This window comes from Chromobacterium haemolyticum, assembly GCF_002081825.1.
Classification (GTDB): Bacteria; Pseudomonadota; Gammaproteobacteria; order Burkholderiales; family Chromobacteriaceae; genus Chromobacterium; species Chromobacterium fluminis.
The window spans coordinates 1-12,348 of sequence record NZ_MUKU01000009.1 but is presented as its reverse complement, the minus strand read 5'-3'; the positions used below and the strand labels follow the sequence as shown (position 1 = coordinate 12,348).

Below are 12,348 nucleotides of genomic sequence, written 5' to 3'. Positions count from 1 at the left end.
ATCAACCCTCCTTGACGCGGGTGCTGCGCGGCAGACCGGCCACGCGTTCGCCGCTGATCAGCAAGATGTCCACGCCCAGCGGGAAGCGGGCGTGATTGTCCCGCCATTGCCGCCAGAAATCGTCCGGCGCGCCGTCCACGCCGAAACGGCGCGGCGCGGCGAAGCCCGGGCCGTCTGCTTCCACCTGTTCGGCGTTGAAGCCGGCGGTTTCCAGCAGCAAGGTGGCGGAGCGGTCCGGGTATTCGGGCTCGCCGGCCTTGAGCGCGGCCAGCGGCGGCAGCGGCGCGCCCAGCGGCAGCAGCACGAAGTCGGCCTGTTCCGGCGCGGCGGCCAGGCGCAGGCCGGTATGGAAGCGCAGGCTGGCCAGGGTGTCCGCCGGCAGCGGCGGCAGCCAGACGCTGACGTCCTGATCCAGCAAGGTGTAGAGCAGGGCGGCGGTGGCCGGCATCAGGCCGGGCAGTTCGGCCGGCAGTGCCGGCAGCGTCTGCGGCTGTAGGGGCTCGGCCAGCGCGGCCAGCGCGGCGCGGAAGCAGCGCTGGCTGTCGTGTACCGGATCGGCGAAAGCGGCGCGCATCTCATTCGCCCCTGACCAGGGTGAAGAACTCCACCTTGCTGGCGGCGGCTTCGCGCGCCGCCTGCTCACGGCGCGCGGCGCGTTCGGCGCGCAAGGGCGCTATCCATTGCGCCAGCAGCTGTTCTTGCCGCGCCGGGTCTTGCAGCAGCGCGTCGGCCTGGGCGATCAACTCGGCGTGTTCGCCATTGCTGCCCAACGCCCAGCCATGGCCCAGGCGACCGTCTATCCGGCAACTGGCGCGGCTGACGCTGGCCTCGCCCAGATTGAAGCGGGCGCCGCTGCCGCCGGCGCGGCCCTGCAGCATGATGAGTCCGGTTTCTGCGCGGCGCAGCCATTCCACTTGCGACGCCGGCGGCAGCTGCGGGCTCAGCAGCCGGCGCAGCCGCGGTGGCGGAGTGTGGGCCAGCACGCTGAGCCAGTCTTGTCTGGTCGAGGTTTCCATATTGGGTATCGCCCTGTGGGGTTTCAACAAAAATTCATATAAACGTATAGACGTATCCATGATAATGGCCCGTGACCAAGCGCAAACAGCATGCGGCGATGAAGGTTTTGTGACGATTGGGTGGCGGGGCTAGACCTTGGCCGCCGCGGCAACGAGAGGGTTTGAACGATGATTGAACGCGGTTCCGGCGTCGCCGTCTGGCGGCAGATAGAAAACAGCCTGGCCGAGCAGATCGCCGCCGGCGGCCTGCGCGCCGGCGAGCGGCTGCCCACCGAGCTGCAGTTGGCGGAACGCTTTTGCGTCAACCGCCACACCATCAGACGCGCGGTGGCCACGCTGGTGGAGCGCGGCCTGCTGCGGGTGGAGCAGGGGCGCGGCACCTTTGTTCAGGACAATGCGATCGACTACGCAATCAGTAAGCGCACCCGCTTTTCCCAGAACATGGCCAGCCAGAACCTGAACTCGGACATCGACATCCTGGCCAGCGATACGGTGCCGGCCAATGCCGAACTGGCCGAGTTGCTGCAAGTGGCGGTGGGCGAGCCGCTGTTGCGGATCAAGACTCTGAGCCGGGTGGAACTGCGGGTGGTGGACTGGGCGACGCTATTCTTCCCGGCGGCGCGTTTTCCCGGCCTGCCGGAGATATACCGGCGCGAGCGCTCAGTGACGCGCGCGCTGGCGCATTTCGGCGTTGACGATTACACCCGACGGTTTTCCCGTGTCACCGCGCGGCTGCCGGACAGCGAAACGGTGGACTACCTGGGCATTCCCAAGAACCGGCCGGTGCTGCATGTGAAGTCCTTGAACGTAGACCCGCAAGGGCGGCCGGTGCAGTACGGCGTCACCTGTTTCAACGGCGATCTGGTGCAACTGGTGATGGAGGATCTCTGATGCGCTACGCGCTCTATTACGCGCCGCGGCCGGACAGCGCCTTCTGGCGCGCCGGCAGCGGCTGGTTGGGACAGGATGCGCACAGCGGCCTGCAAGTGCTGCCGCCGCACGCGCCGGGCCTGGACGCCGAAGTCTGGGTGGAGCTGACCGCGGCGCCGGCTCGTTATGGATGGCACGCCACGCTGAAAGCGCCGTTTTTCTTGCGCGCCGGGGCGGACGAGGCGGCGCTGTTGGCGCGGACGGCGGCTTTGGCGCGCCGTTTCCAGCCCTTTGAGCTGAGTTTGGAAGTGGCTTGGCTGGCGGATTTTTTGGCGCTGCGGCCGCCGGCGCCGCCGCCGGAGTTGGCGGAACTGGCCGCCGCCTGCGTGGTGGAACTGGAGCCCTTGGCCGATCGCGAATCGCCGCGGAAAACGCGCGCCGGGCTGGACGCGCGCCAGGAGCAGCTAAGCTTGCGCTGGGGCTATCCCTATGTGTTCGAACAATACCGTTTTCACTTGACGCTGAGCGGCCGGCTGACGCCGGACAGCGCGGCGGGGCGGGTGTTGGAGCAGGCGGCATGCCGGCATTTCGCCGCTTTCGGCCAAGTGAGGGTGGACGGCGTGGCGGTGTTCGTCGAAGCGGCGACGGGCGAGCCCTTCCGCTACCTGGCGCATTGCGGCTTCGACGGCCAGGCTGTGCGTTATGAAGCCTGAGCCCGGCGTGTTGTGGTATGTGATCGGCCCATCCGGCGCCGGCAAGGACAGCCTGCTCGCCTATGTGCGGGCGCGGCTGCCGGCCTCCGGGCGGCTGGTGTTCGCTCACCGCTACATCACTCGGCCGGCGGACGCCGGCGGCGAGAACCACGTGGCCTTGAGCTTGGAGGAGTTCGAGCAGCGTGAGCAGAGCGGCTGTTTCGCCTTGAGCTGGCGGCGGCACGGCCTGGCTTACGGCCTGGGGATGGAGGCGGCGCTGTGGTTGGAGCAGGGCCTGGACGTGGTGGTCAACGGTTCGCGCTCGGCCTTGCCGCTGGCGGCGCGGCGTTTTCCCGGCCTGCGGCCGATATGGATCGTCGCCAGCCCGGCGGCGCTGGCGGCGCGGCTGGCCGGCCGCGGTCGCGAGTCCGCCGAAGGCGTCGCTCAGCGGCTGGAAGACGCCGCCGCGCTGACGCCGCCGCAGGGCGCGGCGGTGTTGCGCAACGACGGCGAATTGGCCGAGGCCGGTGAACGGCTGCTGCGTTTACTGAGCAAGGATTTGGGTAGGCCCTGTCCTTAATGTCTGGAAAACCGGGCCGGCGAGGCCGCCGCCGCTTGCTATAACCGGGGCAGTTCGCCGGCAGTATGGCGGCGAGCCGCGCGCCGTTTCCGGTTGGCGGGACGCCGGAGCCGGCGGCGCTGGCGATGCTCGTCCCGCCGTTGGCAGGAGAATGGATATGGCTTTGCAATCGAGAAACTGGCATGCCTGGCTGAACGCGATGCCGGGCCACCCCAAGAGCTTGCACGTGGCGGGCGATGTGGTGGTGGCCAATCCCGGCGTGGAAGCGGCGCTGACCATGCGAGAGCCGCAGGGCATCAATCCGGCCATCCTGATGCTGGACTTGCACCTGGTGCAGAAGCCCGGCATGTGGCCGCAGGTGCTGGCGGTGGCGCACGCCCGCTACGACCGGGTGCTGCCGCCGGGCGCGCCCAAGTACACGGCGGTGGAAGTGCTGCACAATAACGAGCGGGTGGCTTATATCGAGCCCATCCCCGAAATCGTATAGACAGCGGCCGTCACGGCGGCCTGGCAGGGCCGCCATATACTTAGAACGTGTTTACGATCTCGCGAGCTAAGGGGAGACAAGGCGAAAACGGCTGAGAAAGCGGAATGTACGCGTGGTACATGAGCATTTCGAAGCGGGTTTCAACGCTGTATCGCCGACGCGCAGTAGACCGTAAACACGTTCTTACAGCGTGACGCTTTCGCAGCCGCTGCGGCCGGATTTCTTGGCTCGGTACATCGCCTGATCCGCCGCCTGCAGCAGATTGTCCGCGCTGCTGTCTCCGTTTCCCAGCGCGATGCCGACGGAAATGCCCAGCTGGCGTTGTTCGCCGCCGATGTCGAAAGGCGTTTGCATCGTCTCTATGCATTTGGCCGCCACGATGCGGGCCACTTCCTCCGCGTCCTCGCCCAGATCTCCGATCAACAGCACGAATTCGTCGCCGCCGATGCGCGCGAGGGTGTCGGTCTGGCGCACGATGCCACTCAGGCGCTGCGCCGCCTGCCACAACACTTTGTCGCCGGCCTTGTGGCCATAGCCGTCGTTGATCTGCTTGAAACCGTCCAGATCCAGAAACAACAAGCCCAGCCGGCTTTCATTGCGTTGCGCGCGCGCCAGCGCCATGGTCAGGCGGTCGGCCAGCAGCGCGCGGTTGGGCAAGCCGGTCAGGGTATCGTGATGGGCCATGCGCGCCAGTTCCGCCTGGTGCTGGTTCAGCTTGCTCAGCAGCCGGTTGAAGGCGGCCAACAGATAGCCCACCTCGTCGTTGCGCTTGACCGGCAGCGGTTCCAGCGGCAGTTCGCCGCGGGTCATGCGGTCCGCGTGGCGGGCGGCGCGGAACAGCGGGAGGAATAGCAGATACAGGCCCGCGCCCGCGACCAGGGCGAACACCAGGATGGCGATCACCGCGTTTTTCAGCAAAAAGACTTGTGCCCGGCCCACGGTGGCGAAGGCCTCGCTGCTGGGCAGCCGCGCCACAACGAACCAGCCGGTGCTGGGCACCGAGGCGATGGCCGAGACCTCCTCGCGTCCCTGGGCGTTGACGGTGATGCCCACGCCGCGAAACCCCGTCATCGCCCGGTCGTGCAAGGGGTTGATTCCCGTCGGCGGCGTGGGTTTGAGCACCATGTCCGGCTGGGAAGAGGCGACGAAGATCTTGTCTTGCGGCGAGATCAGCAAAAAGCCGCTGTTGGGCCCGCCGATGTGGGACGCCAGCAGCAAGTCCATGAAGCCCGGCGCGGCCAGCGCGGTGATGCCGGCCAGCGCGCCTTGCGGGCGGCCGTCGCGCCAGGGCAGCGCCGCCGCCATCGGCAGCACCGGTTTTTTGCTGACGCGGCCGATGACCGGGCGGCCGATGGCGACGCGGTTCAGATTGGGCGGGCTGGACAGGGCGACGCGGATGTAGTCGCGATCGGAATAGTCCCGACCCACGCGGCCGGGCAAGGATGGATAGTCGGCGATGGCGCGGCCGTCCGGCGACACCACGTACAGGCCTTGCGAGAACGGGCATTGGAAGTCGCAGCTCAGGCGCAGCCAGGCTTGCAGTTCCGCCGGACGTTGCAGCAGTTCCTGGGGCAGGCCGGCGGCCAGCCGCTGAAGCAAGGCCTGGCGCTGCTGGATCTTGAAGTCTACGTCTCGGGCGACGTAGCTGGCCAGCGCCATCTGCTGGTTCTGCACCACCTTGCTCAAATCCTCGCGCAGAAACTGGCTGAGCGCGTAGTAGCGCGCCACCGCGCCGGCCACTACGATGCCCAGCGCCAGCAGCAGCAAGCGGGTAACGATGCTATCAAGGACGCGGCGCAGGTTCATGGTCGCACATAAGGTTGTCTTCAAGACAGTTTAGTCAAGGTTTCGGGCCTTGTATTCCCGGGCCTGGGGTGCTGGATCAGCGCGGCAGCAGGCCGGCGCAACACAGCGTCACCGCGGCGCGGATGCGTTCGCCGGGGTCGTGCTCCGGCAGCGGCGGCGTCAGGCCCAGCGCCATCCGGCGCAGCGGCTCCGCTATCGTCATCGCCAACAGCAGTTCGGCGGTTTGCGCCGGCTGCGGGCAGCGGATCAAGCCTTGCTCCGCCTGGCGCTCCAGCCAGCCGGCCAAGAGCGCGGCGCAGCGCTGCACGCCGTGCTCGGCGTACTGCGCCAGAGCCTGTTCCCGGCCGGGAAAGTCCCCTATCAGCAGGCGGAACAATCCCACCGCCTCGCGCGTGAGTACCTTGGCCGCCACGGTGTTCAGCAGCGCTTCCAAGGCCTGCGGCAGCGCGGCGGCCTCAGTCAGCGGCTCGCTCATCGGAGCGACGAAGGCGTCGGTCCAGCCGTGGATGACCGCGCCCAGCAACTGCTCGCTGTTGTCGGCGAAGCGGTACACCGTTTTCTTGGCCACCCCGGCCCGCTGCGCCACCGCCGCCATGGTGGCGGCCTGGTAGCCCTGGCTCAGCAAGAGTTCGGTGGCGGCGTCCAGCACCTGTTGCTTCAACGCGTGTTCCGGCGCGGCGGGGCGGCCGCGCGCGCGCGGCGAGGCCTGATCCTGGCTTGACATCGGGGTAAGGTTTCCTCAATATGGAAACGCATTGCGTTTCTTAATTAACCAGCGCCGGCGTCCCGTCGCTGATCTTCAAGCCAAGGAGTGTACTGTGAATTCTCACTATGAAACATCTTACGATGAGCTGTTGCAGCCCGGTCCGCTGATGCTGGAAACCGGCGTGCGCCGCCTGGACGACGGCCGGCTGTTGGTGGCCGCGCGCACTGAAATGCCCGGCTGCGCCGGCCGTATGTTCGACTGGTGGTTCACCTTCTTCGATTCCACCCGGCACATCCGCTGGTGGCACCCGCACGACCATGTGGAGCTGCGAGGTTGGGACGGGCGCCGCCGACCCGGCCGCGGCTATGTGGGCGCCACCGTGCGCGCGGTGGAGGCGCTGGGAGAGATCCCGCCGGTGCCGGCGGTGTTGAAATTCCACCCGCCGGAAACCTTCTTCGGCGCCGGCCGGCTTAGCGCGGCGCTGGCGCGCGGCGACGCCTCGGCCGCGGTGTGCGCGCGCATCGCTTTCGGCAACGAACCGCGGCTCAGCGCCGACGGCGACCCGCTGGACGGCGAGATGGTGCACCTGACGCGGGACACCGCCCACGGCGCGGTGCTGCGCAGCCGTTTCCTGCTGGGCGCGGCCGACGGCAGCGGCGAACCGGTGCCGGAACGCCTGGGCCTGGAATTGATGCGCCACTGCTACAACGAGTTCAGCTGCCTGGCGCGGCTATTGCCCTCGCTGTATTACGGCGAGCACGCCAACGGCGAGAAAGGGCCGCTGGCCTGGTAGGCCGCGCGCCGGCGGGCAAGACATCCAGCCGCGCAAGACAAGCTTCACCCGGCCGTCACCGCGCTGTCATCGGCGCGTCGTAAGGTGGCGGCTGATTGAAGGACGGCGCATGGGCCATGAGGTCTATACGTCTAAACCCATTGGAGCGATGTCGATGAAACAGCTGATTGTCCTGGCCGCCGGCCTGGCCCTGTCCGGCCTGACGGCCCCGCTGGCGCAGGCCGCCACCACCCTGACCGTGTACACCGCGCTGGAGGCGGATCAGGTCAAGGAATACAAAGAGGCTTTCGAAAAGGCCAATCCGGACATCGAAATCCGCTTCGTGCGCGAATCCACCGGCATCATCACCGCCAAACTGCTGTCCGAGAAAAACAATCCGCAAGCCGACGCGGTATGGGGCCTGGCCGCCACCAGCCTGATGATTCTGGACCAGCAGGGCATGCTGCAGCCTTACGCGCCCAAGGGCGTGGACAAGCTGAGCCCGGAATTCGTCGACAAGGCCAAGCCGCCCAAGTGGACCGGCATGGACGTGTGGGCCGCCACCCTCTGTTTCAACACCGTGGAAGCCGCCAAGAAAAACCTGCCCAAGCCCGAGAGCTGGGCCGACCTCGCCAAGCCGGCCTACAAGGGCCAGATCGTGATGCCGCACCCGGCGTCCTCCGGTACCGGCTATCTGGACGTATCCGCCTGGCTGCAGATGATGGGCGAGAAAAAAGGCTGGGACTATATGGACAAGCTGCACGCCAATATGGCGCAGTATGTCCACTCCGGCTCCAAGCCGTGCAAGATGGCCGCCGCCGGCGAGTACCCGATAGGCATCTCCTTCGAATACCGCGGCGCCCAGCTGAAAGAAAAGGGCGCGCCCATCGACCTGATCTACCCGAAGGAAGGCCTGGGCTGGGATTTGGAAGCCACCGCCATCATCAAGGGCAGCAAGAAGCTGGCCGCCGCGCAGAAGCTGGCGGACTTCTCGGTCAGCCTGCAGGCGATGCGTTTGTATGAAAAGAACTACGCGGTGCTGGCCATGCCCGGCGTGGCCAAACCCAACCCCTTCATCCCCGCCGACTACGCCCAGCGCCTGAGCAAGAACAACTTCGCCTGGGCCGCCAAACAGCGCGAGGCCATCCTGCGCGAATGGTCGCGCCGCTATGAAAGCAAGGCCGAGCCCAAGAGCTGAGCCGGCTCCCGCCATTACGCCGCCCGCCGGGCGGCGTCGTTTCTTTTCAAGACACCCTGGAGTTGCGCATGAAACCGGCCGATAGCCTGGAGGGCTTGTCCGAACACCTGTCCGTCCGCGGCCTCAGCCGCCGTTTTGGCGGCTTCACCGCCTTGGACGAGGTGTCCTTGTCCATCCGCAAGGGGGAATTCGTCTGCCTGCTGGGCCCGTCCGGCTGCGGCAAGACCACCTTGTTGCGCCTGATCGCCGGGCTGGACCAGCCGGACGCCGGCAGCGTCCATTTGCTGGAGCGCGACATCACCCGCGAACCGCCGGCCCGCCGCGACTACGGCATCGTGTTCCAGAGCTACGCCTTGTTCCCCAATCTCAATGTCGCCGACAACATCGCCTACGGCCTCAAGCCGCGCGGCGGCGGCGCGCGCCACGCCCGCCGCGTGCGCGAGTTGCTCGACCTGGTGGGCTTGCCCGGCGCCGAGGACAAATACCCGGCCCAGCTGTCCGGCGGCCAGCAGCAACGCGTGGCGCTGGCGCGCGCGCTGGCCACCTCGCCCGGCCTGCTGTTGCTGGACGAGCCGCTGTCCGCGCTGGACGCGCGAGTGCGCGACAAGTTGCGCGACGAACTCAAGGGCCTGCAAAAACGCCTGGGCGTCACCACGCTGATGGTGACCCACGACCAGGCCGAGGCGCTGGCCATCGCGGACCGGGTGGTGGTGATGAACGCCGGCGGCATTGAGCAGATCGGCACGCCGGCCGAGATCTACCGCCGTCCGGCCAGCCGCTTCGTCGCCGAATTCGTCGGCGCAGCCAACTGGCTGCCGGCGCGGCGGCTGGACAGCCACGAGGCCGCCGTCGGCAACTGCCTGCTGCGGCTGGACGCGCCCTTGCCGCAGGCCGAGGTGCTGACCCTGTTCCTGCGGCCGGAAGACATCATCGTCAAGGCGCGCTGGGACGGCGCGCCCAACACCTTGCTGGCGAGGGTGGCCGACATCAGCTTCGGCGGCGCGATGACCCGGCTGCGCCTGCAGCCGGAAGGCATGCCCGGCCAGCTGCTGCACGCTGAAATCTGTCCGTCCATGCTGCAGCGCCAGCCGCTGACGCCGGGCGAGGTGGTGCCGGTGGAGCTGCCGGCCGCGCTGCTGCGCGCCTATGCCGGGGAGGGCGCATGCTGAGCCGCGCGCTGAACGGCTGGCGCGCCGCGCCGGCCTGCGGCGAGCGCCGAGCCGCCGCCGCATTGGTATGGACGCTGACGGCCTTGCTGGCCTTGGCGCTGGGCCTGCCGCTGCTGTTCATCTTCGGCAAATCGGTATTGGACATGGATGGCGGCTTCGTCGGTCTGGCCAATTTCGCTCAGGTATTGGACAGCCCCGGCCTGATGCGCGCCGCGCTCCACAGCCTGTGGCTGGCGCTGACCGTCACCGCCCTGGTGCTGCCGCTGGCCTTCGCCTTTGCCGGGGGCTTGAGCCGCAGCCGCGTCTGGGGCCGCGGCGTCTTTCGTCAGATCGCCTTGTCGCCGCTGTTGGCGCCGTCCTTGATGCCGGCCATCTCGCTGGTGTATTTGTTCGGCAACCAGGGCCTGCTCAAATCCTGGCTGGCCGGCGGCAGCATCTACGGCTTTTGGGGCATGGTTTTGGGCGAAGCCTTCTATACTTTTCCGCATGCGCTGCTGATCCTGCTGACCGCGCTGTCGGCGTCGGACGCGCGCTTGTACGAGGCCGGCCGCGCGCTGGGCGCCGGCGCCTTGTGTCGCTTTCTCACCATCACCCTGCCGGGCGCGCGCTACGGTCTGGCCTCGGCGGGCCTGGTGGTGTTCACCCTGGTGATCACCGACTTCGGCGTGCCCAAGATCGTGGGCGGGGACTACAACGTGCTGGCGGTGGAAGCCTTCAAGCAGGTGGTGGGGCAGCAGAACTTCCCGCGCGGCGCGGTGGTGGGCCTGATGCTGCTGTTGCCGGCGGTGTTTTCCTTCTTCATCGAGCGGCGCATGGCGCGTCGTCAGCAGGCGGCGCTGGGCGTGCGCGCGGTGCCGTTTTCGCCGGGGCCGTCGCCGGGCCGCGACCTGGCCGCCTGGCTGTTGCTGGCGGCGATCTCGCTGCCGCTGCTGGCCTTGCTGGGCGTCGGCGTCGCCGCCTCCTTCATCAAATACTGGCCTTACGACTTGAGCCTGACGCTGGCGCATTATCAGTTCGACAGCGTGGACGGCGGCGGCTGGAGCGCCTATTTCAACAGCCTGAAGCTGGCCTGCCTCACCGCCGGCGCGGGCAGCCTGCTGGTGTTCGCCGGCGCTTACGCCTGCGAGAAGCTGCCGGCCGCGCCGCTGGGCCGCGCGCTGCTGCGCTTCTTCGCCATGCTGCCGATGGCGGTGCCCGGCCTGGTGCTGGGTCTGGGCTATGTGTTTTTCTTCAATCATCCGGACAATCCGCTGCATGCGCTTTACGGCGGCATGACGCTGATGGCCGCCTGCACCATCGCCCACTTCTACACCACCGGCCACCTGACCATGAGCACCGCGCTCAAGCAGCTGGACGGGGAGTTCGAAGCGGTGGCCGCCTCGCTCAAAGTGCCGTTCTGGGTGACGCTGCGGCGGGTGACGCTGCCGGTGTGCCTGCCGGCGCTGCTGGACGTGATGCGCTATCTCTTCGTGTCCGCGATGACCACGTTGTCGGCGCTGATCTTCATCGCCAGCCCGGACAACAGCCTGGCCGCGGTGGCCATCGTCACCATGGACGACGCCGGCGACACCGCGGCGGCGGCGGCGATGGCCACGCTGATCGCGCTGAGCTCGGCCGGGGTGTCGCTCTTGCTGTTGGGGCTGGAGCGGGTCTTGACCCGGCGCGGCCAGGGCTGGCGCGGCGGCGCTTGACTGTGGTTTGCTTTGGCGTGACGATGTCATGTCTTGGCCCGCCGGAGTGAGGAAACGCGCATGGGATGTCCGCAAGTGTGCATGGGCGCGATGCTGCAATGCAGCTTCGGCGTCGCCCCCAGCAGTCTGGTGGTGTTGCCCGCCAACCGGGTGATGGCCGGCGGCGTGCCGGCCGCCAACATCATGGACAACGTGCCCATGCTCAACGTCATGCCCTTCGGCATGTGCCAAAGCCCGGCCAACCCCATGGTGGCGGCCGCCACCGCCGCCGCCATGGGCGTGCTGACGCCCATGCCCTGCATCCCGGTCACCGCCGCGCCGTGGACGCCGGGCGCGCCCACGGTGCTGATAGGCAATATGCCGGCGCTGGACAGCAACAGCATGCTGATGTGCAACTGGGGCGGGGTGATCAAGATCAACGCGCCCGGCCAGTTCACGGTGATGATTCCCTGAGACCCTGTTTACGATCTGCTGCGCGTCGTGAGACGTGACACGGAGAGTACCGCTTCGAAATGCTCATGTACCACGTGTACATTCCGCTTTCTCAGTCGTTTTCGCCTTGTCTTGTTCTTGCCCGTGGTAGCGGGTGCCGACAGCTGGCGCTTGTGTATCAGCCTATAGGTCAGGCTGATGGGGGGTGGAGGCTTGATTGAAATCAAACGTTTAATTTAATTGGCATAATATTTTATTGGCTTCTTGCCGTTTGGCATGAACAACCTTCTCAAGCAAGGAGCCGTCATGAGCTTTTCCCATTGTCTCGCCGCCGCACTCAGCCTGGCCGCCGCTTCCGCCTTCGCCGTCACCATCACCCCGCCGGGCCCCGGCGGCGCGCCTATGCCGTTTTCCGCGGTGGGGCCGGCCAAGGTGGGCAAGCTGGGTATCGATCTGGATTGCAAGGCGGTGTTCAGCGGCACCGTGGATGGTTACGGCAATGTGGCCATCACCAGCGCCTCGTTCAGCGGCGGGGCGCTGTGCAAGCTGATCAAGCCTGTCGCTTCGGTCGCCTCGCCGTGGACCGGCCATGTGGACACCGTCACCCAGCTGACCTTGGACAATGTGGCGGTGAACGTGAAATCGCCGATTGCCGGCGGCCTGTGCGGGCCCACCAAGATTGTGGGCAGCGTTGCCGACAACGGCAGCGAAACCGTGATCGGTCTGGACGCGGCCCAGTTGTCCGGCGGTTGCTCCATTAGCGCGACGTTGAGCACTACGCCGTATATGCGGGTCACGCCTTAGAGCCTGTTCACGATCTTTTCGTCCTGAGATAATTGCCGCATGCGAAGAAGCCATTATCCAAGCGACGTAAGTCGTGAACAGTTCGAACAGATCAGACCGCTATTGGAAAGCGTACGCAAGAAAAC

14 protein-coding genes and 1 pseudogene are annotated in these 12,348 nt (G+C 67.0%); 11 read left to right on the top strand and 4 right to left on the bottom strand.

What is annotated here, in order from left to right; all coding sequences use genetic code 11:
• Position 1 precedes the first annotated feature (1 nt).
• The gene (gene phnH / locus B0T39_RS08400) at positions 2-574 is read right to left on the bottom strand and encodes a phosphonate C-P lyase system protein PhnH (protein ID WP_081545681.1); all 573 of its coding nucleotides are present in this window, start codon (positions 572-574) and stop codon (positions 2-4) included.
• A 1-nt stretch (position 575) separates the two neighbouring features.
• A complete protein-coding gene (phnG, locus tag B0T39_RS08395; RefSeq protein ID WP_081545680.1) occupies positions 576-1,016 on the bottom strand; it encodes a phosphonate C-P lyase system protein PhnG in 441 nt (146 codons plus the stop codon).
• Between the two features lie 168 nt (positions 1,017-1,184).
• Here phnG and phnF point away from each other — a divergent pair, with 168 nt between their 5' ends.
• The 4 genes from phnF to B0T39_RS08375 all read left to right on the top strand — a co-directional run bounded on the left by phnF (position 1,185) and on the right by B0T39_RS08375 (position 3,645).
• Positions 1,185-1,907 (top strand): phosphonate metabolism transcriptional regulator PhnF, encoded by a 723-nt coding sequence (phnF, locus tag B0T39_RS08390; RefSeq protein WP_081545679.1) that lies wholly within the window; start codon positions 1,185-1,187, stop codon positions 1,905-1,907.
• A complete protein-coding gene (locus B0T39_RS08385; protein WP_081545678.1) occupies positions 1,907-2,599 on the top strand; it encodes a DUF1045 domain-containing protein in 693 nt (230 codons plus the stop codon). The genes phnF and B0T39_RS08385 overlap by 1 nt, the downstream gene beginning before the upstream one ends.
• Entirely contained in the window at positions 2,589-3,158 is a 570-nt protein-coding gene (gene phnN, locus B0T39_RS08380) for a phosphonate metabolism protein/1,5-bisphosphokinase (PRPP-forming) PhnN (RefSeq protein ID WP_081545677.1), read from the top strand. The genes B0T39_RS08385 and phnN overlap by 11 nt, the downstream gene beginning before the upstream one ends.
• A 157-nt stretch (positions 3,159-3,315) precedes the next feature.
• Complete coding sequence (locus B0T39_RS08375; RefSeq protein ID WP_081545676.1) at positions 3,316-3,645, top strand: hypothetical protein; 330 nt, start codon at positions 3,316-3,318, stop codon at positions 3,643-3,645.
• 183 nt (positions 3,646-3,828) lie between these two features.
• On the opposite strand, the gene B0T39_RS08370 is transcribed toward B0T39_RS08375, so the two are convergent.
• On the bottom strand, positions 3,829-5,451 hold the full coding sequence (locus tag B0T39_RS08370) for a diguanylate cyclase domain-containing protein (protein WP_081545675.1): 1,623 nt from the start codon (positions 5,449-5,451) through the stop codon (positions 3,829-3,831).
• Positions 5,452-5,527: 76 nt separating this feature from the next.
• Positions 5,528-6,175 carry a TetR/AcrR family transcriptional regulator gene (locus B0T39_RS08365; protein WP_141111133.1) on the bottom strand — a complete coding sequence of 216 codons (648 nt, stop codon included), beginning with the start codon at positions 6,173-6,175 and terminating at the stop codon, positions 5,528-5,530.
• A gap of 94 nt (positions 6,176-6,269) precedes the next feature.
• Here B0T39_RS08365 and B0T39_RS08360 point away from each other — a divergent pair, with 94 nt between their 5' ends.
• The 7 genes and pseudogenes from B0T39_RS08360 to B0T39_RS24925 form a co-directional block, all read left to right on the top strand.
• The gene (locus B0T39_RS08360) at positions 6,270-6,950 is read left to right on the top strand and encodes a DAPG hydrolase family protein (RefSeq protein WP_081545674.1); all 681 of its coding nucleotides are present in this window, start codon (positions 6,270-6,272) and stop codon (positions 6,948-6,950) included.
• Between the two features lie 154 nt (positions 6,951-7,104).
• Positions 7,105-8,127: a putative 2-aminoethylphosphonate ABC transporter substrate-binding protein gene (locus B0T39_RS08355; protein WP_206118972.1), complete on the top strand. Its 1,023-nt coding sequence runs from the start codon at positions 7,105-7,107 to the stop codon at positions 8,125-8,127.
• Between the two features lie 68 nt (positions 8,128-8,195).
• Entirely contained in the window at positions 8,196-9,296 is a 1,101-nt protein-coding gene (locus tag B0T39_RS08350) for a putative 2-aminoethylphosphonate ABC transporter ATP-binding protein (protein ID WP_081545672.1), read from the top strand.
• Positions 9,290-10,987: a putative 2-aminoethylphosphonate ABC transporter permease subunit gene (locus B0T39_RS08345; protein WP_081545671.1), complete on the top strand. Its 1,698-nt coding sequence runs from the start codon at positions 9,290-9,292 to the stop codon at positions 10,985-10,987. Before B0T39_RS08350 ends, B0T39_RS08345 begins: the two co-directional genes overlap by 7 nt.
• A 60-nt stretch (positions 10,988-11,047) precedes the next feature.
• Entirely contained in the window at positions 11,048-11,440 is a 393-nt protein-coding gene (locus tag B0T39_RS08340; protein ID WP_081545670.1) for a DUF4280 domain-containing protein, read from the top strand.
• Positions 11,441-11,725: 285 nt separating this feature from the next.
• Positions 11,726-12,223 (top strand): hypothetical protein, encoded by a 498-nt coding sequence (locus tag B0T39_RS08335; RefSeq protein ID WP_081545669.1) that lies wholly within the window; start codon positions 11,726-11,728, stop codon positions 12,221-12,223.
• A gap of 39 nt (positions 12,224-12,262) precedes the next feature.
• A pseudogene (locus B0T39_RS24925) lies at positions 12,263-12,348 on the top strand (IS5/IS1182 family transposase); the annotation flags it as partial.